The sequence below is a fragment of the Burkholderia sp. Bp9090 genome, assembly GCF_003857985.1.
GTDB lineage: Bacteria > Pseudomonadota > Gammaproteobacteria > Burkholderiales > Burkholderiaceae > Burkholderia.
On sequence record NZ_QTPV01000024.1, the window covers coordinates 49,745 to 66,468 of the forward strand.

Sequence of the window (16,724 nt, forward strand, 5' to 3'; positions counted from 1 at the left end):
GTGCGGCGCGACACTGGTCGTTTCCCCATCGATACGAGGTTCGCCCGATGATGACCCAGGCCCTGTTTCGCGACGATGCCTATCTGACGCAGTGCGAGGCCGTCGTCGCGGCCGTCGGCGAAGACGGCATCCGGCTCGACCGCACCGTGTTCTATCCGCTCGGCGGCGGGCAGGCCGGCGACAGCGGCACGCTGACGCTGCCCGACGGCAGCACGATCGCGATCGTCGACACGCGCAAGGCGAAGTTCGAAGGCGCAACGCCCGACGATGCCGTGCACGTGCCCGAGGCGGGCCAGGAAGCGCGCGTCGCGGCGCTCGCACCCGGCGCGCGCGTGGTCGCGGACATCGACTGGCTGCGCCGCTACCGGCGCATGCGATTGCATACGGCCGCCCACCTGATGTGCGCGGTGCTGCCTTACCCGGTCGACGGCTGCAGCGTGACGGCCGACTACGTGCGGCTCGATTTCGCGACGTCGGACACGATCGACCGCGTCGACGTCGAGCGCCGTCTCGCGGAACTGGTCCACGGCGCGCATGCGGTCACGACCGAATGGATCACCGACGCGGAGATGGCCGAGCGCCCCGAACTCGTGCGCACGATGAGCGTGAAGCCGCCGCTGGGGCTGGGCCGCGTACGGCTGCTGCGCATCGAAGGTGTCGATCTGCAGCCGTGCGGCGGCACGCATGTGCGCAATACGTCGGAAATCGGCGACCTGCGGGTCGCCAGACTTGAAAAGAAGAGTGCGCGGACACGGCGCCTCGTGCTGGAGTTTGCATGACGATCGACAACCTGACGGACAGCGCCGCGGCGCTCGATCCGCAAGCGCGCGAGATTCTCGATTTCTGGTTCGGCGAACCGGATTCGGCGGCGTTCGGCCATGCGCGCAAGGTGTGGTTCAACGGCGGCGCGGCGTTCGACGACGTGCTTCGTACGCGCTACGGTGCGTTGCTCGACGCCGCGTGCGACGGCGCCTGCGATCACTGGGCCGACACGCCGCTCGGCGCGCTCGCGCTGATCGTGGTCCTCGACCAGTTCTCGCGCAACATTCACCGCGGCACGCCGCGCGCGTTCGCCGCCGATCCGAGAGCGCTGGCGCTCGCGCGGCGCGTCGTCGCGGCCGGGTGGGACGCGCAGTTGCCGAGCGGCCATCACCGCGCGTTTGCGTACCTGCCGTTCGAACATGACGAGTCGGACGCGAGCCAGCGCGAGGCCGTGCGCCTGTGCGCTGGCATTCGCGGCGAGGCCGGGTGTGCGAGCTATCACGACTTCGCGTTGCGTCATGCGGCCGTGATCGGGCGTTTCGGCCGTTTTCCGCACCGGAACGCGATTCTCGGCCGTGCATCGACCGATGCGGAGGCGGCATTCCTGCGCGAGCCCGGCTCGTCGTTTTGACGGGCGGGGGGGCGGGATGGCGGGCATGAAGCCGCGCTCGCGCGCCGCTTGCGCTGGTCTTCCGGACATGACGACGGCGCCGTTTTGCGGCGCCGCCTTGCATTACTTCGTTTCGTGCGCTTCGGGCGTGCGCACGTAGACGCGCAGCAGCTCCTCGTCGTCGCCCGGGCGGGCGCCGGTCCAGAACAGTTTCCATTCGCTGCCCGGTGCCGGATCGACGGCCCGCACGCCCTGGACGATCATCCACGTGCAGCGCGTCGTCTTCGCGTCGTCGATCGGCGTGTGCTGGATACCGGAGAAGTAGTACATCATCGGCGCTTCCGATTCGCCGAGCCCGTGCAGGCTCGCCATGCAGTCGCCGTCGCTCCACTCGAGCGCGAGATGCGCGTTCAGGTCGTCGAACACCGACCGGTAGCTCTTCGCGACGTCGAGCCACGGCAGCAGCAGCGTATAAACGAGACCCCACGCGACCAGCGCGCCGGCGCCCCACGACAGCGCACCGCGCCACAGGCCGGTCGTGCGCAGCTTCGGCAGCAGCGACAGCCAGCCGACCGTCAGCGCGAGCGCACCGATCACGAGCCCGGGCACGATCGGCATGGTCCAGTCGAGCGGCAGCCAGCGGCCGAGCACCGCGAGGTTCGCACGCGATGCACCGGGATCGGCCATGACCGCCCAGATCATCCACGCGAGCGCGACGACGGTGCCGAACAGCAGGCGGCTCAGGTAGTCCCATGCGAGATGCAGCCCGCGCGGCAGGCGGTCGATCGCCTGCGCGGCGACCAGCGCGAGCGGCGCGAAGAACGGCAGGATGTAGAGCTGGCGCGAGGTCGCGGACACTTGCAGCACCGCGAGGCCGATCCCGGCGAACAGCACGGGCAGCGCGATGCGCGGCGTGCGCCAGTCGCGCCATGCGCCTCGCGCCAGCGCGGCGATCGCGAGCGGCGCGACCGGGAAGCCGAGCAGCAGGAACGCACGCAGGATGAAGAACGGCTTGTCGTTTTCCGCGCCGAGTTCCGGCACCGAGAATCCGAAGAAGCGGCCGACATTGTTGTCCCAGAACCACGTCATGAACAACGTCTCGGAACGCAGGAACAGCGCGGTTGGCCAGATGAGCGCGAACGGTGCGAACACCAGCGCGGCGACGCCGAGCGAGCGTGCGAACGCGCGCGTACGGCAGGCGGGGTAGAGCACCAGCGCGCCCGTGAGCGTGGCCGCGAACACGAGCGGCACGAACAGCCCCTTCGCCATCAGCGCGATGCCGACGCCCGCGCCGAAGAGCGGCGCGGCCCAGCGGCCGGACGGCCGCACCGGCAGCCCGTGCCGCATCTGCCGCGCCTGCGCGACGTGCCGCATCACGAGCTCGAGCAGCCCGCAGAAGCCCATTGCGGTGCCGGCGAACAGCGCGACGTCCGTCATCATGTCGTGCACGTGCTTGATCACGACGAGCGTGCCCGCGCTCAGCACGACGGGGCCGATCACGCGCAGGTCGAGCCAGCTGTCGGCCCGGCCGGCACTGCGGGCCGCGCGAGCGATGAAGCCGAACGCGAGCGCCGCGAACAGCGCGCTCGCGAGCCGTGCCGCGTCGTGCAGCGGCATTACCCGCTGCAGCAGCCACGCGAGGCTCGTCGCGACCCATGCGTAGAGCGGCGGCTTTTCCATGAACGGCTGGCCGGCGCTGGTCGGCACGACGAAGTCGCCCGTCTCGAGCATGTGCTGGATGATGCCGAACGTATAGGTTTCGTCCTGCTTCCACGGATCGTGGCCGAGCACGCCCGGCAGCGTATACGCGCACACCAGCGCGGCAACCAGCAGCCAGACGCGCCAGCCGAGCCGGAGGACGCGATCGCGGGTGGCGTTCGGTGCGGCGGCGCCGGCCACGGCAGGCGTGCCGGCGCCATCGAGTGTCGCGCTGAGGTTGGGATCGGCGGCTGAGCGTGCGTGCGCGGCCGAAGCGGGCACGGCCGTGCGTCGCCGGCCGGGCGCTGCGGTTCCTGGCATGGAAAAGATCTCGGTCGGGTCAAGCCGGTCCGGCGACATGGGCCGGGACCAATAAGGGTCGCATCGAGGCGAAATGACAGCCGGATGACCGGCCGTTTTTGGCTTGGCGCTAGTAGAACACGGAACCGTTACGGATGTTTACTGAAACAGCCGCGATATTGTGGAGATTTGTGGTGTCGTGACCACGGACGCCCCTGGTCGGCCGTTTTTCCGCCTTTTGGGGCGGGATTACCGGCCGCCGCCGACGTCGAGCAGGGCGCCCGTCGTGTAAGACGCCGCGTCGCCGAGCAGCCAGACGATCGCTTCCGCGATCTCCTGCGCTTCGCCCGCGCGGCCGAGCGGCGTCTGCGCGCCGAGGCGTGCCGCGCGGCCCGGCTGGCCGCCGCTCGCGTGGATTTCCGTCTCGATCAGGCCGGGGCGCACCGCGTTGACGCGTACGCCGTGCGGGCCGAGTTCCTTCGCGAGGCCGATCGTCAGCGAATCGACCGCGCCCTTCGAGCCCGCGTAGTCGACGTACTCGTTCGGCGAGCCGAGCCGGGACGCGATCGACGACACGTTGACGATCGCGCCGCCGCGCCCGCCGCGATCGGTGGACAGCCGGCGCGCGGCTTCGCGCGCGCACAGGTAGGCGCCGAGCACGTTGGTGTCGAACATCCGCCGCAGCCGTTCGACCGGCATGTCGGCGAGCGGCAGCGACGGCGCGACGATCCCCGCATTGTTGACGAGCGCGTCGAGGCGACCGAACGCGGTCGCGACCGTATCGAACATCGCGATGACGTCCGCTTCGTTCGCGACGTCGCCGGCGACGACGCACGCGCGGGCGCCGGCGTCGCGAACGGCTTGCGCGGTCAGTTCGGCTGCCGCCGCGTCGCGCGCGTAGTTGATGCCGACGTCCCAGCCGCGCCCGGCCGCGAGCACGGCGGTCGCGCGGCCGATGCCGCGGCTCGCGCCGGTGATGAGGACGGCCTTGCGCTCGGACGGTGCGGGCATCGCGTGCGGCTCCTGATGAACGTTACTTGGCCGCGTCGGTTGCCCATTTGTCCTGGGCGAGCGGCTGGTAGCGGCGCAGCTGTTCGATCAGCGCGACCGGTTCGGCGTCGATGCACAGCGCGTCGAAGTAGGCCGGGCGCATGAAGCCCTCGTCGACCGTATGGCGCAGCAGCGCGATCAACGGATCGTAGAACGAATCGATGTTGTACAGCGCGACGGGTTTGCGGTGATAACCGAGCTGCGCCCACGTATAGACCTCGAAGAATTCCTCGAGCGTGCCGGCGCCGCCGGGCATCGCGACGAACGCGTCGGACAGGTCGGCCATCATCTTCTTGCGGTGGTGCATGTCGGGTACGACGTGCAGCTCGGACAGCCCGGTATGGCCGACTTCCTTGTCGACGAGCAACTCGGGGATCACGCCGACCGCACGGCCGCCGGCCGCCATCACTTCATCGGCGATCACGCCCATCAAACCGACGCGGCCGCCGCCGTAGACGAGCGTGAGGCCCGCATTGACGAGCGCGCGGCCGAATGCGCGCGCGGCGTCCGCATAGACGGGCCGCACGCCGGACGACGAGCCGCAGTAAACACAGACTGCCTTCATTGTTTCGTATCCTTCGCGGCGGGCTTGGCGGCGACCGGGCTGCCCGCGGGGCGGGGCGAACCGTCGCGCGGCGGCAGGTAGTCGGTGAACTGGCGCTTGGGCAGCTTGCCGGAGACGAGATCGTCGAACAGCTGGCGCGAACGGCCGCGCAGGTACGGGGCCATGATCGAGATCACGTGCATGCTCACCTGGTGCAGCTCTTCGCGGATCGCGTCCTGGTCGTTGTACTTGCGCGGGTGCATCACGTACTGATACGACAGCCAGTACGTCGAGATCACCGCCATGTTGGTGGCGATGACTTCGATCTCGGCGGGCGTCGCGACCATTTCGGCGTCGGACACGAGCAGTTCGCACATCTCGTGCGCGAAGCGCACCTTGTGGCTGATGATCTGCTTGAAGTGCGTCTCGAGCGTGCGGTTGCGCGCGAGCAGGTCGTTGAGGTCGCGATACAGGAACCGGTAGGTCCACATGAAATCGGCCATGTACTGCAGGTACGACCAGGTCTCGTCGATCGTCGGACGGTGATCTTCGGGGAAGCGCAGCCGCCGTTCGATCTGCTGCTCGAACTGCGCGAAGATGCTGTTGATGATGTCGTCCTTGTTGCGGAAATGGTAGTACAGGTTGCCTGGACTGATTTCCATTTCCTCGGCGATCGTCGTGGTCGTGACGTTCGGCTCGCCGATCTCGTTGAAGAGTTTCAACGACAACTCGAGAATCCGTTCGCGGGTGCGGCGGGGAGGTTTCGCTTCCATGTCGTCCGGCCCTGTGTGTGCCGGACTGGCGGGCGCTGCAATCGATGCTGCGGGATTCGTCCGGCGCGGGTTGCTGTTCTAAGTCTGGCGGACGATTATAAACCGCGGTTTCCTTGCATCGGGCGCATTTCGTGATCGCGATGCGTTCCGCGCATGGTGCGCCGCCGCACGCGGGCGGCGTCGCGGGGGGGGGGGCTAGAAGCCGAGCCAGCGGGCGATCACCGGCCCGAGCACGAAGCCCCACGTCGTCACGCACGCGAACAGCGCGACCGTGACCGCCGCGCTGCCGAGATCCTTCGCGCGCTTCGACAATTCGTGGCGCTCGAGCGAGATGCGGTCGATCGCGGCCTCGACGCTCGAGTTCAGCAGCTCGACGATCAGCACGAGCAGCACCGACGCGATCAGCAGCGCGCGCGATGCGGCGGGGACCGGTGAGAACGCACCGATCGGCAGCATCAGCGCGGCGAGCGTGAGCTCCTGGCGAAACGCGCTCTCCTCGCGGATCGCGACGCGAAACCCGTTCAGCGAATGCTTGAGCGCGTACCACGCGCGCGTGATGCCGCGGTGGCGCTTGTACGGGTTCGGCGGCAGCGGCGCCAGGCGATCGTCGGGGCCGAGCGGTTCGTGCGGGTGCACGTCCGCGTCGGCGTGCGGCTCTTCTTCGTCGAACGGACGATGCAGTGGCGCCGTGATGGCAGGGGACGGGGTCTTGTCGTTCAGGTCTCGTTTCAAACGGCGGCACCTTCGGCGGGCGAGTACGCAGTCTTCGGCAGCGGCTTCAGATGCGACGCGAACTGCTCGGACGCCGCGCGCCACGAGAAGCGTTCGGCCCACGCGCGGGCCGTCTCGCGTTCGATCTTCAGCGCCTCCAGGCAGGCTTCCTGCAGGTCTTCGTGCATCGCGCCGGCATCGCCCCCGCCCAGCACGTCGATCGGGCCCGTGACGGGGTAGGCGGCGACCGGCGTGCCGCACGCGAGCGCCTCCAGCAGCACGAGGCCGAACGTGTCGGTGCGACTCGGGAACACGAACACGTCGGCCGCAGCATACACCTTGGCGAGCTCGGCTTGCGACAGTACGCCAAGATAGTTCGCTTCCGGGTAGCGCGACTTCAGCTCGGCGAGCGCCGGACCTTCGCCCGCGACCCACTTCGAGCCGGGCAGGTCGAGGCGCAGGAACGCCTCGACGTTCTTCTCGATCGCGACGCGGCCCACGTACAGGAAGATCGGCCGGGCGGTGTTGAGTACCTTCGACTCCATCGGCCGGAAGATGTCGAGATCGACGCCGCGCGTCCACAGCACGACGTTCGTGAAGCCGAACTTCTCGAGGTCCTGCTTCACGACCGGGGTCGGCGCCATCACCGCGAGCGACGGCCCGTGGAACCAGTGCAGGAACTTGTAGGTCGCCGACAGCGGAATCCCGAAGCGCGCCTGCACGTATTCCGGAAAGCGCGTGTGATACGCGGTCGTGTACGGCAGCTTGCGCGCGCGTGCATAGCGTCGCGCGGCGAGGCCGAGCGGGCCTTCGGTCGCGATGTGCAGCGCGTCGGGTGCGAACGCATCGATCCGCGCGCGCAGCTTGCGGTACGGCAGGATCGACAGGCGGATCTCGGGGTAGGTCGGGCAGGGCACCGTGCGGAATTCCAGCGGCGTCAGCATTTCGACCCGGTGGCCGAGCGCGGTGAGTTCGCGGGTGGTGCTCTTCAGCGTGCGCACGACGCCGTTGACCTGCGGTTCCCACGCGTCGGTGACGATCATGATCTTCATCGCGGCATGTGTCCTGTAAGTGGAGTTGTGTCAGGCAGTGGCCTTGGCCTTGCGCGACGGGGCAGCGGACGGCGCGGTGCGCATCGCCGTCCAGTAGACGACCTTCAGTTCGCCTTCCATCGTCTCGACGAGCGCGGACAGGCTCTCGACCCAGTCGCCGTCGTTGCAGTACAGCACGCCGTCGATGTCGCGGATCTCCGCCTTGTGGATATGCCCGCACACGACGCCGTCGCAGCCGCGGCGGCGCGCCTCGTCGGTCATCACGGTCTCGAACTGCGAGATGAAGTTCACCGCGTTCTTCACCTGGTGCTTCAGGTACTGCGACAGCGACCAGTACTGGAACCCCAGCCGGCTGCGGATCCGGTTGAACCAGCGGTTCAGCACGAGGATCAGCGTGTAGAGCGTGTCGCCGAGATACGCGAGCCATTTCGCGTGCTGGATCACGCCGTCGAACAGGTCGCCGTGCACGATCCACAAACGTTTGCCGGCGAGCGTCGTGTGGAACGCCTCGCCGCGCACCTGGATGTCGCCGAATGCGAGGTCGCAGAACTGCCGCGCGCCTTCGTCGTGGTTGCCCGGGATGTAGACGACCTGCGTGCCCTTGCGCGCCTTGCGCAGTACCTTCTGCACGACGTCGTTGTGCGCCTGCGGCCAGTACCAGCCCTTCTTCAGCTGCCAGCCGTCGATGATGTCGCCGACGAGGTACAGGTATTCCGAATCGTTGTGGCGCAGGAAATCGAGCAGGTACGGCGCCTGGCAGCCGCTCGAGCCGAGATGGATGTCGGACAGCCAGATCGTGCGGTAGCGATGCGTGGACGGCTCGGGGTCGTCGCGCTGCGTGACGTGTGCGGCCGCCGGTTCGTGCGGCGAAAGGGCATCGGTCGCGGCCGAGCCGGACAGGAAGGCGGTGACGGCGCGGGCGCCGAGCGGTTGACGGAACAGGGAGGTCGCGGACGTTTTCTGGCCCATGCATGACTCGCGCCGGTTGACATTACCGGCATTGCGCCATGCGGGCGTGACCATGCCGTGACAGTCACGAGACGTTCTTATTACTGTCGTCGCGGCGTGTTTAGCAGTGAATGTGGCGGTGTTGCGTAATCTGCCGAACCGACTGGCCTGCGGTTACCGTGCATGCCTCGCGGGGCGGGCGTGTGGGCGGTTTCGAGTGGTTTTGTCTGATGAATGCGCGGATGCGCGGAGCCGTCCCGCGATCACGCGAACCGCGCGGTCAGCGCGGAATCGCGACGACGCGCGTGCGGGCGATGCGGTCGTGCGGAAACTGGCGATCGCTATGCAGGCGGGCGGCGCCGGCCCAGACGACGATCCATGCGGCGGCGAGCGCGAGCGTGACGGGCACCGACAGGCCGAGGAGCGGATGCAGTGCGAGCGGCGGCAGGAACCACAGCCAGCCGAGCGCGTAGCGGACGACCGCGTGGCCGGCGTTCAGCGGCCGGCCGCTCGACGATTCGAGCCGCAGCCGCCAGGTCTTCATCGGCAGCGTCTGGCCGCCATGGGTCCAGAACCAGACGAAGTACGCGCCGACGACGAGTGCGATCCACGCGGCGAGCAGGTTGTGATGGACGAGGCCGTTGCGCTGCTGCGTCGCGAGGCTGAAGGCGAGGGCGGCGAAGAATACGACGCCGAACAGCAGCACGGCTTCGTACAGCATCGCCGCGAGGCGCCGCCGCACGGACGGCGCGGCGGCGACGGCCGGGGCCTCGGGTGCGGGGGCGCTTGCCACGGCGGGTCAGGAACCCTTGAACATCGACGGCGCGTCGGCCGGCGACACGGGCGTGACGGTCGCGGGTGCGGGGGCGGTGCCGGACGTGGCCGATGCGGTCACCGGCGGCGCGCCGGCGCCGATCGATGCGGGCGCCGGTGCCGCAACAGGGTTGCTCGCCGGATGTTCGTGCGAATTGACGAGGCGGCGCACGTCGCGGTCGGCGACGGTCGGCGGCGCGCTGACGACGCTCGGCCGGCGCCGGCGCTCGGTCGCGGCGAGGCGCTGCTTCTGTTCTTCGGGCAGTTGCTGGTAGGCCTTCCATGCGCGCTCGCGCGCCTGCGCGGAAAGCTCCTTCGCGCTCTGGTAATTCTCGCGCGCGACGCGGCGCTGCTCGGGCGTCATCCGCGCCCACTCGGACATCCTGTCCTGCAGGTGCTTCTGCTCATCGGGCGTCAATTTCGCGAAACGGGACGCGATCTTCAGCCATTTGCGCTTGCGCGCATCGCTGAAGCCATCCCACTGATCGGCGAACGGCGCGAGTGCCGCGCGTTGCGCGGGCGTCAGGCGCGCCCACGAGAGCGGGCCGTTGGCGGCCGGCAGCGGCAGGGGCAGCGGGGCGAGTTCGGTGGTCAGGCCGGCCGCGGCCGAGGTCGGCGCGGGCGCGCTGCTGGCCGCGGCGGAGACCGTCGCGGGGGGCGGGTTGAATCGGGAATAGGTGGCGACGTAGGAAATGGCGATCGCGATCACGCATCCGAAAAATACGGCCAGGCCGCGTTTCTGACTCACCCGTGCGATCCCCTCGTTATTGTCTGTTTGTTAGCGTGTGTGCGAAAGATACGCGTTGAACCCGTGATCGAGATACGCGTTGAGCGGCAGGTCGTCGCTGAGCATCGCCGCGTCGATGTCGGCGAGTTCGGCGGTGCGCTGCATGTCTTCCCAGTACGCGATGCCGACGAGCCCCGCGAGCAGCAGCGCGAGCGGCCACGCGCGCAGCAGGCGGCGCGCGAACGACGTCTGCGGACGGCTCGCGGGCGGCGTGCCGTATGCGGCGGCGGCACCGGCGAAGGCGGGCACGAACACCGGCGCGGTGGCGGCTTCCGGCTTCTTGCGCGCGAGCGCGGCCCGGCGCGCGACGGCCAGACGATCGGTGGTCGCGGCAGGCAGCGCCGCGGCACGTTCGTCCAGTGCGCGGCGGACCTTCAGCGCGAATTCGTGTTCTCGATTTACGGGAGCGGAGCTCATAGCGTGATTCCTTTGGCCTTGAGCGCTTGCGCCAGGGCATGGGTGGCTCGCGAGCAGTGCGTCTTGACGCTGCCTTCGGAGCACCCCATTGCGGCGGCAGTCTCGGCGACATCCATATCTTCCCAATAACGCATCAGGAACGCTTCCCGTTGACGCGTCGGAAGTTTCTGGATTTCTTCGTCGATCAGGGCCAGAACCTGCTCCCGCTCGAGGCGGTGCTCGGTGCTCTCGACACCTGCATTGTCGTCCGCTGACTCGAGCGTTTCCAGTGGATCGAAGTCCTCGTCGTCCGTATTGTTGAGCGACGAGAACAGCGTGACCCAGGTATTGCGGACCTTCTGCCGGCGGAACCAGTCGTGGATCGCGTTCTGCAGGATCCGCTGGAACAGCAGCGGCAGTTCGGCCGCCGGCCGGTCGCCGTATTTCTCCGCCAGCTTGATCATCGCGTCCTGCACGATGTCGAGCGACGCATCGTCGTCACGCACGGCGTACGCAGCCTGCTTGAACGCGCGCCTTTCGACGCCCGCCAGAAAGTCGGCGAGTTCCTTGTCTGATGCCATTCCGTAAAGGTATGCGCTGCGGACTGCGGCGTGTGAAAGGTCGAAAAATTTCGTAAAACCCGCGGATGCTAACAAATTTTCGCGCGACTTGGCACCGGTTGCGGCTCGCCCCGTTGCATGCGAGCCGCGTCCGCGGCCCGCCGGGCGGGGCGCATGATGCGCTGCGGGATATTTTGCTTGACGACCCAATCATGACCCGCTATCGTCAGCGATTCGCAACATGAAGTGATGGTCTCATTTGAGGCTGGCCCAAGAAGCCCGCCCTTCAAACTGGACGCGCCGCTTGAACCCGAGCCACAAGCCCGGCAGAGAGCACCCGATCAATTTTTTGCCGAAAATTCGAAAGGTCAAAATGAACATGCCCAGCGCGGAATTCTCCACGTCGGAACCCCTTTCCCCTCCCGATAGCGACTCCATCGGCGCCACCGTGCTCATGAAGGCACTGGCCGACGAGAACGTCGAATTCATCTGGGGCTACCCCGGCGGCTCGGTACTCTACATCTACGACGAGCTTTACAAGCAGGACAAGATTCAGCACGTGCTGGTGCGCCACGAACAGGCGGCCGTGCACGCAGCCGATGCGTATGCGCGTTCCACCGGCAATGTCGGCGTCTGTCTCGTGACGTCCGGCCCCGGTGTCACCAATGCGGTGACCGGCATCGCGACGGCCTACATGGATTCGATCCCGATGGTCGTGATCAGCGGCCAGGTGCCGACTGCCGCGATCGGCCAGGACGCGTTCCAGGAATGCGATACGGTCGGCATCACGCGTCCGTGCGTGAAGCACAACTTCCTCGTGAAGGACGTGCGCGACCTCGCGGAAACCGTCAAGAAGGCGTTCTACATCGCCCGCACCGGGCGTCCGGGCCCGGTGCTGATCGACATCCCGAAGGACATCTCGAAGACGCCGTGCCAGTACGAGCCGGTCAAGAGCGTGTCGCTGCGCTCGTACAACCCCGTCACGAAGGGCCATTCGGGCCAGATCCGCAAGGCCGTGTCGCTGCTGCTGTCGGCGAAGCGTCCCTATATCTACACGGGCGGCGGCATCATCCTCGCCGATGCGGCACGCGAACTGAACCAGTTCGCCGACCTGCTCGGCTACCCGGTCACGAACACGCTGATGGGCCTCGGCGGCTATCGCGCGTCGGACAAGAAATTCCTCGGCATGCTCGGCATGCACGGCACCTACGAAGCGAACATGGCGATGCAGCACTGTGACGTGCTGATCGCGATCGGCGCGCGCTTCGACGACCGCGTGATCGGCGACCCGGCGCACTTTGCGTCGCGTCCGCGCAAGATCATCCACATCGACATCGACCCGTCGTCGATCTCGAAGCGCGTGAAGGTCGACATCCCGATCGTCGGCGACGTGAAGGAAGTGCTGAAGGAACTGATCGAGCAGTTGCAGACGGCCGAGCACGGTCCCGACACCGACGCGCTCGCGCAATGGTGGAAGGACATCGAAAGCTGGCGCGCGAAAGACTGCCTGAAGTTCGACCGCGACAGCGAGATCATCAAGCCGCAGTACGTGGTCGAGAAGGCGTGGGAGCTGACGGACGGCAACGCGTTCGTGTGCTCGGACGTCGGCCAGCACCAGATGTGGGCCGCGCAGTTCTACCGTTTCAACAAGCCGCGTCGCTGGATCAACTCCGGCGGCCTCGGCACGATGGGCTTCGGCCTGCCGGCAGCGATGGGCGTCAAGATGGCGCACCCGGACGACGACGTGCTGTGCATCACGGGCGAAGGCTCGATCCAGATGTGCATCCAGGAACTGTCGACCTGCCTGCAGTACGACACGCCCGTGAAGATCATTTCGCTGAACAACCGCTATCTGGGCATGGTCCGCCAGTGGCAGCAGATCGAATACAGCAAGCGCTATTCGCATTCGTACATGGATGCGCTGCCCGATTTCGTGAAGCTCGCCGAAGCGTACGGCCATGTCGGCATGCGGATCGAAAAGACCTCGGATGTGGAGCCGGCGCTGAAGGAAGCGCTGCGCCTGAAGGACCGCACCGTGTTTCTCGACTTCCAGACCGATCCGACCGAAAACGTCTGGCCGATGGTACAGGCCGGCAAGGGCATCACCGAGATGCTGCTCGGATCGGAAGATCTGTAACGGCGCGACGCGCGTCCAGGCCGGGAGCGGCCGCCTTCACGAAGGGCGGTGCGGCACCGGGCGGCGCGCGGCGCGAGTGAATCGACACGGACACATTCTGGAAGAAGCGAACATGAGACACATCATTTCCGTCCTGCTGGAAAACGAACCGGGCGCGCTGTCGCGCGTGGTCGGTCTGTTTTCCGCACGCGGCTACAACATCGAAACCTTGACGGTGGCGCCGACCGAAGACCAATCGCTGTCGCGGCTCACCATCGTTTCCATTGGCTCCGACGACGTGATCGAACAGATCACGAAGCATCTGAACCGCCTGATCGAGGTGGTGAAAGTGGTGGACCTGACCGACGGTGCACACATCGAACGCGAGCTGATGCTGATCAAGGTACGTGCAGTGGGCAAGGAGCGCGAAGAAATGAAGCGGATGTCGGACATTTTCCGCGGCCGCATCATCGACGTGACCGAAAAGACCTACACGATCGAATTGACGGGCGCGAGCGACAAGCTCGACGCATTCATCCAGGGGCTGGACGCCACCGCGATCCTAGAGACCGTGCGTACCGGCAGCTCCGGCATCGGACGCGGCGAGCGCATCCTGAAGGTGTGATGCCGAAATTGCCAAAGAGGCACGCCGGGTGCGCCGTCATGTCCCGGCCCGCAGTACTCCATCTGAACGAATTGTTGAATTTTTGAATTAGCGAAGGAACCATCATGAACGTTTTCTACGACAAAGACGCTGACCTCTCCCTCATCAAGGGCAAGCAAGTCACGATCATCGGCTACGGCTCGCAAGGCCATGCACACGCACTGAACCTGAAGGACAGCGGCGTGAACGTGACGGTCGGCCTTCGCAAGGACGGCGCGTCGTGGAGCAAGGCTGAAAACGCAGGCCTCGCGGTCAAGGAAGTCGCGGAAGCGGTGAAGGGCGCGGACGTCGTCATGATGCTGCTGCCGGACGAGCAGATCGCCGACGTGTACGCGAAGGAAGTGCACGCGAACATCAAGCAGGGCGCCGCACTGGCATTCGCGCACGGCTTCAACGTCCACTACGGCCAGGTGATCCCGCGCGCCGACCTCGACGTGATCATGATCGCGCCGAAGGCCCCGGGCCACACCGTGCGCGGCACGTACTCGCAAGGTGGCGGCGTGCCGCACCTGATCGCGGTTGCGCAGAACAAGTCGGGCGCGGCACGCGACATCGCGCTGTCGTACGCGGCAGCGAACGGCGGCGGCCGTGCCGGCATCATCGAGACGAACTTCCGTGAAGAGACCGAAACCGACCTGTTCGGCGAGCAGGCCGTGCTGTGCGGCGGTACCGTCGAGCTGATCAAGGCAGGTTTCGAGACGCTGGTCGAAGCCGGCTACGCGCCGGAAATGGCGTACTTCGAGTGCCTGCACGAACTGAAGCTGATCGTCGACCTGATCTACGAAGGCGGCATCGCGAACATGAACTACTCGATCTCGAACAACGCCGAGTACGGCGAGTACGTGACGGGCCCGCGCGTCGTCACGGAAGAGACGAAGAAGGCGATGAAGCAGTGCCTGACCGACATCCAGACGGGCGAGTACGCCAAGAGCTTCATCCTCGAGAACAAGGCAGGCGCCCCGACGCTGCAGTCGCGCCGCCGCCTGACGGCCGAGCACCAGATCGAGCAGGTCGGTGCGAAGCTGCGCGCGATGATGCCGTGGATCGCGAAGAACAAGCTCGTCGACCAGACGAAGAACTAAGCACCGCGTGCTGCTCCGGCCCTTCGAGTGGAGGGTCGGTTTCAAAAAGCCGTCCGAAGGCAGCAGTGCCCCGGGCGGCTTTTGCTATCCTACGGGCTTTGCAATTCACCGAACACCGAACGAACCCATGAACTATCCTCATCCGATCATCGCGCGCGAAGGCTGGCCGTTCATCGCGATTGCAGCCGTCATCGCGTTGTTGATCCACGCCGTCGGGGGCTTCGGCTTCGCGTGGCCGTTCTGGCTGCTGCTCGTCTTCGTCGTCCAGTTCTTCCGCGATCCGCAGCGCCCGATCCCGGCGCAGCCGAATGCGGTGCTGTGCCCGGCCGACGGCCGCATCGTCGCGGTCGAGACCACGCAGGATCCGTACGCGAACCGCGAAGCGCTGAAGATCAGCGTGTTCATGAATGTCTTCAACGTTCACTCGCAGCGTTCGCCGGTCGACGGCGCGATCTCCAAGGTCGAGTACTTCCCGGGCGCGTTCCTGAACGCGGCGATCGACAAGGCGTCGACCGAGAACGAGCGCAATGCGGTCGTGATCCAGACGGCGAGCGGCAAGACCGTCACCGCCGTGCAGATCGCCGGCCTCGTCGCCCGCCGGATCCTCTGCTACGTGCGCGCCGGCGAGCCGCTGTCGCGCGGCCAGCGCTATGGTTTCATCCGCTTCGGTTCGCGCGTCGACGTGTATCTGCCGCTCGGCAGCCGCGCGAAGGTGTCGATCGGCGAGAAGGTCTACGCGTCGTCGACGATCCTCGCCGAGCTCGAACAGTAAGCGGCGGGGCGCACGATGGCCGCATTCAAACCGCGTCGGCCGCGTAACGGCTCCGGCCAGACGCCACGTCCGTTCCGCCGCAACAAGGGAATGGCGCCCGATCCCGCGCCGCTCGAGAGCCGCCGCGCCGCGCGCCAGCGGTTCCTGAAGACGCGCGGCATCTACCTGCTGCCGAACGCATTCACGACCGCCGCGCTGTTCTGCGGCTTCTTCGCGGTCGTGCAGGCGATGAACGTGCGCTTCGAGATCGCCGCGATCGCGATCTTCGTCGCGATGGTGCTCGACGGGATGGACGGGCGCGTCGCGCGCATGACGCATACGCAAAGCGCGTTCGGCGAACAGTTCGACAGCCTGTCGGACATGGTGTCGTTCGGCGTCGCGCCCGCGCTCGTGATGTACGAGTGGGTGCTGAAGGATCTCGGTCGCTGGGGCTGGCTCGCCGCGTTCGTCTATTGCTCGGGCGCCGCGCTGCGTCTCGCGCGTTTCAACACGAACATCGGCAGCGTCGACAAGCGCTTCTTCCAGGGGCTGCCGAGCCCGGCCGCCGCCGCGCTGATCGCCGGCTTCGTCTGGCTCGCGACCGACAACCGCGTGCCGATGAAGCTCGGCTGGCTGCCGTGGGTCGCGTTCGCACTGACGATCTATGCGGGCGTGACGATGGTGTCGAACGCGCCGTTCTACAGCGGCAAGGCGCTCGACGTGCGGCACCGCGTGCCGTTCGCGGCGATCCTGCTGGTCGTCGTCGCGTTCGTGCTCGTGTCGTCCGATCCGCCGCTGATGCTGTTCTGCCTGTTCGTGCTGTACGGGCTGTCCGGCTACGTGTTCTGGGCCTACATGGCCGTGCGCGGACGGGCGAATCCCGCGCGCTCGTCGCAACGCGACCACTGACGCGCAACCTGTCCGGAAACGGCGGCCTCCGAGATGATTCCGGGCCGCCGTTTTCATTTGCCCCTTTTTCGTGCGTCGGAGCCCGGTATCCCGGGTGCCGTCCGATTGCGCACCCGGCGGAATGTCGCTATAGTCTTCGGCATGACTGCATTTCCCCGCCTCTCCCTCCTTCTAGCCGGTGCGCCGCTACGCGCGCTA

The 16,724-nt window shown here is 66.9% G+C and carries 18 protein-coding genes; 7 read left to right on the forward strand and 11 right to left on the reverse strand.

The window, feature by feature from the left end; genetic code table 11:
• The first annotated feature begins 47 nt into the window (after positions 1-47).
• Both DIE16_RS21505 and DIE16_RS21510 read left to right on the forward strand, forming a co-directional pair.
• Positions 48-779, forward strand: coding sequence for an alanyl-tRNA editing protein (locus DIE16_RS21505; protein WP_124487219.1), 732 nt, complete (start codon positions 48-50; stop codon positions 777-779).
• Positions 776-1,393, forward strand: a complete 618-nt coding sequence (locus tag DIE16_RS21510; RefSeq protein ID WP_044844684.1) for a DUF924 family protein — start codon at positions 776-778, stop codon at positions 1,391-1,393. The genes DIE16_RS21505 and DIE16_RS21510 overlap by 4 nt, the downstream gene beginning before the upstream one ends.
• A 102-nt stretch (positions 1,394-1,495) precedes the next feature.
• Here DIE16_RS21510 and DIE16_RS21515 read toward each other — a convergent pair whose 3' ends face one another.
• The 11 genes from DIE16_RS21515 to DIE16_RS21565 form a co-directional block, all read right to left on the reverse strand.
• Positions 1,496-3,391 carry a glycosyl transferase gene (locus DIE16_RS21515; protein ID WP_124487220.1) on the reverse strand — a complete coding sequence of 632 codons (1,896 nt, stop codon included), beginning with the start codon at positions 3,389-3,391 and terminating at the stop codon, positions 1,496-1,498.
• Positions 3,392-3,619: 228 nt separating this feature from the next.
• Complete coding sequence (locus tag DIE16_RS21520; RefSeq protein ID WP_124522480.1) at positions 3,620-4,381, reverse strand: SDR family oxidoreductase; 762 nt, start codon at positions 4,379-4,381, stop codon at positions 3,620-3,622.
• A 22-nt stretch (positions 4,382-4,403) separates the two neighbouring features.
• Complete coding sequence (locus DIE16_RS21525) at positions 4,404-4,985, reverse strand: TIGR00730 family Rossman fold protein (protein WP_124893359.1); 582 nt, start codon at positions 4,983-4,985, stop codon at positions 4,404-4,406.
• Complete coding sequence (locus DIE16_RS21530) at positions 4,982-5,737, reverse strand: TetR/AcrR family transcriptional regulator (protein WP_044844681.1); 756 nt, start codon at positions 5,735-5,737, stop codon at positions 4,982-4,984. Before DIE16_RS21530 ends, DIE16_RS21525 begins: the two co-directional genes overlap by 4 nt.
• A 195-nt stretch (positions 5,738-5,932) precedes the next feature.
• Positions 5,933-6,469, reverse strand: a complete 537-nt coding sequence (locus tag DIE16_RS21535) for a diacylglycerol kinase (protein ID WP_044844680.1) — start codon at positions 6,467-6,469, stop codon at positions 5,933-5,935.
• Positions 6,466-7,500 carry a glycosyltransferase family 1 protein gene (locus DIE16_RS21540; RefSeq protein ID WP_124522482.1) on the reverse strand — a complete coding sequence of 345 codons (1,035 nt, stop codon included), beginning with the start codon at positions 7,498-7,500 and terminating at the stop codon, positions 6,466-6,468. The genes DIE16_RS21535 and DIE16_RS21540 overlap by 4 nt, the downstream gene beginning before the upstream one ends.
• 30 nt (positions 7,501-7,530) lie before the next feature.
• Positions 7,531-8,469, reverse strand: coding sequence for a UDP-2,3-diacylglucosamine diphosphatase (locus tag DIE16_RS21545; RefSeq protein ID WP_044844678.1), 939 nt, complete (start codon positions 8,467-8,469; stop codon positions 7,531-7,533).
• Positions 8,470-8,728: 259 nt separating this feature from the next.
• Entirely contained in the window at positions 8,729-9,241 is a 513-nt protein-coding gene (locus DIE16_RS21550) for an RDD family protein (protein ID WP_124893360.1), read from the reverse strand.
• Between the two features lie 6 nt (positions 9,242-9,247).
• Positions 9,248-10,009 carry a DUF3106 domain-containing protein gene (locus DIE16_RS21555; RefSeq protein WP_124893361.1) on the reverse strand — a complete coding sequence of 254 codons (762 nt, stop codon included), beginning with the start codon at positions 10,007-10,009 and terminating at the stop codon, positions 9,248-9,250.
• A 30-nt stretch (positions 10,010-10,039) separates the two neighbouring features.
• Positions 10,040-10,465 (reverse strand): DUF3619 family protein, encoded by a 426-nt coding sequence (locus DIE16_RS21560; protein WP_044844675.1) that lies wholly within the window; start codon positions 10,463-10,465, stop codon positions 10,040-10,042.
• Positions 10,462-11,025: an RNA polymerase sigma factor gene (locus DIE16_RS21565; protein WP_040144687.1), complete on the reverse strand. Its 564-nt coding sequence runs from the start codon at positions 11,023-11,025 to the stop codon at positions 10,462-10,464. The genes DIE16_RS21560 and DIE16_RS21565 overlap by 4 nt, the downstream gene beginning before the upstream one ends.
• A 352-nt stretch (positions 11,026-11,377) precedes the next feature.
• On the opposite strand from DIE16_RS21565, the gene DIE16_RS21570 reads away from it, so the two are divergent.
• The 5 genes from DIE16_RS21570 (at position 11,378) to pssA (ending at position 16,526) form a co-directional block, all read left to right on the forward strand.
• On the forward strand, positions 11,378-13,141 hold the full coding sequence (locus DIE16_RS21570) for an acetolactate synthase 3 catalytic subunit (RefSeq protein ID WP_044844674.1): 1,764 nt from the start codon (positions 11,378-11,380) through the stop codon (positions 13,139-13,141).
• 112 nt (positions 13,142-13,253) lie between these two features.
• Positions 13,254-13,745, forward strand: coding sequence for an acetolactate synthase small subunit (ilvN, locus tag DIE16_RS21575; RefSeq protein WP_034207977.1), 492 nt, complete (start codon positions 13,254-13,256; stop codon positions 13,743-13,745).
• A gap of 104 nt (positions 13,746-13,849) precedes the next feature.
• Positions 13,850-14,866 carry a ketol-acid reductoisomerase gene (gene ilvC, locus DIE16_RS21580; protein WP_044844673.1) on the forward strand — a complete coding sequence of 339 codons (1,017 nt, stop codon included), beginning with the start codon at positions 13,850-13,852 and terminating at the stop codon, positions 14,864-14,866.
• A gap of 127 nt (positions 14,867-14,993) precedes the next feature.
• Positions 14,994-15,638 (forward strand): phosphatidylserine decarboxylase, encoded by a 645-nt coding sequence (locus DIE16_RS21585; RefSeq protein ID WP_039370565.1) that lies wholly within the window; start codon positions 14,994-14,996, stop codon positions 15,636-15,638.
• Positions 15,639-15,653: 15 nt separating this feature from the next.
• A complete protein-coding gene (gene pssA / locus DIE16_RS21590) occupies positions 15,654-16,526 on the forward strand; it encodes a CDP-diacylglycerol--serine O-phosphatidyltransferase (RefSeq protein WP_044844672.1) in 873 nt (290 codons plus the stop codon).
• The last annotated feature ends 198 nt before the right edge of the window (positions 16,527-16,724 follow it).

Coding starts and splice junctions, on each gene's coding strand:
- DIE16_RS21560 (WP_044844675.1), bottom strand. CDS start 10,465: ATGAGCTCCGCTCCCGTAAATCGAGAACACGAATTCGCGCTGAAGGTC.
- DIE16_RS21570 (WP_044844674.1), top strand. CDS start 11,378: ATGAACATGCCCAGCGCGGAATTCTCCACGTCGGAACCCCTTTCCCCT.
- ilvN (WP_034207977.1), top strand. CDS start 13,254: ATGAGACACATCATTTCCGTCCTGCTGGAAAACGAACCGGGCGCGCTG.
- DIE16_RS21515 (WP_124487220.1), bottom strand. CDS start 3,391: ATGCCAGGAACCGCAGCGCCCGGCCGGCGACGCACGGCCGTGCCCGCT.
- DIE16_RS21565 (WP_040144687.1), bottom strand. CDS start 11,025: ATGGCATCAGACAAGGAACTCGCCGACTTTCTGGCGGGCGTCGAAAGG.
- DIE16_RS21510 (WP_044844684.1), top strand. CDS start 776: ATGACGATCGACAACCTGACGGACAGCGCCGCGGCGCTCGATCCGCAA.
- pssA (WP_044844672.1), top strand. CDS start 15,654: ATGGCCGCATTCAAACCGCGTCGGCCGCGTAACGGCTCCGGCCAGACG.
- DIE16_RS21530 (WP_044844681.1), bottom strand. CDS start 5,737: ATGGAAGCGAAACCTCCCCGCCGCACCCGCGAACGGATTCTCGAGTTG.
- DIE16_RS21545 (WP_044844678.1), bottom strand. CDS start 8,469: ATGGGCCAGAAAACGTCCGCGACCTCCCTGTTCCGTCAACCGCTCGGC.
- ilvC (WP_044844673.1), top strand. CDS start 13,850: ATGAACGTTTTCTACGACAAAGACGCTGACCTCTCCCTCATCAAGGGC.
- DIE16_RS21525 (WP_124893359.1), bottom strand. CDS start 4,985: ATGAAGGCAGTCTGTGTTTACTGCGGCTCGTCGTCCGGCGTGCGGCCC.
- DIE16_RS21585 (WP_039370565.1), top strand. CDS start 14,994: ATGAACTATCCTCATCCGATCATCGCGCGCGAAGGCTGGCCGTTCATC.
- DIE16_RS21505 (WP_124487219.1), top strand. CDS start 48: ATGATGACCCAGGCCCTGTTTCGCGACGATGCCTATCTGACGCAGTGC.
- DIE16_RS21540 (WP_124522482.1), bottom strand. CDS start 7,500: ATGAAGATCATGATCGTCACCGACGCGTGGGAACCGCAGGTCAACGGC.
- DIE16_RS21520 (WP_124522480.1), bottom strand. CDS start 4,381: ATGCCCGCACCGTCCGAGCGCAAGGCCGTCCTCATCACCGGCGCGAGC.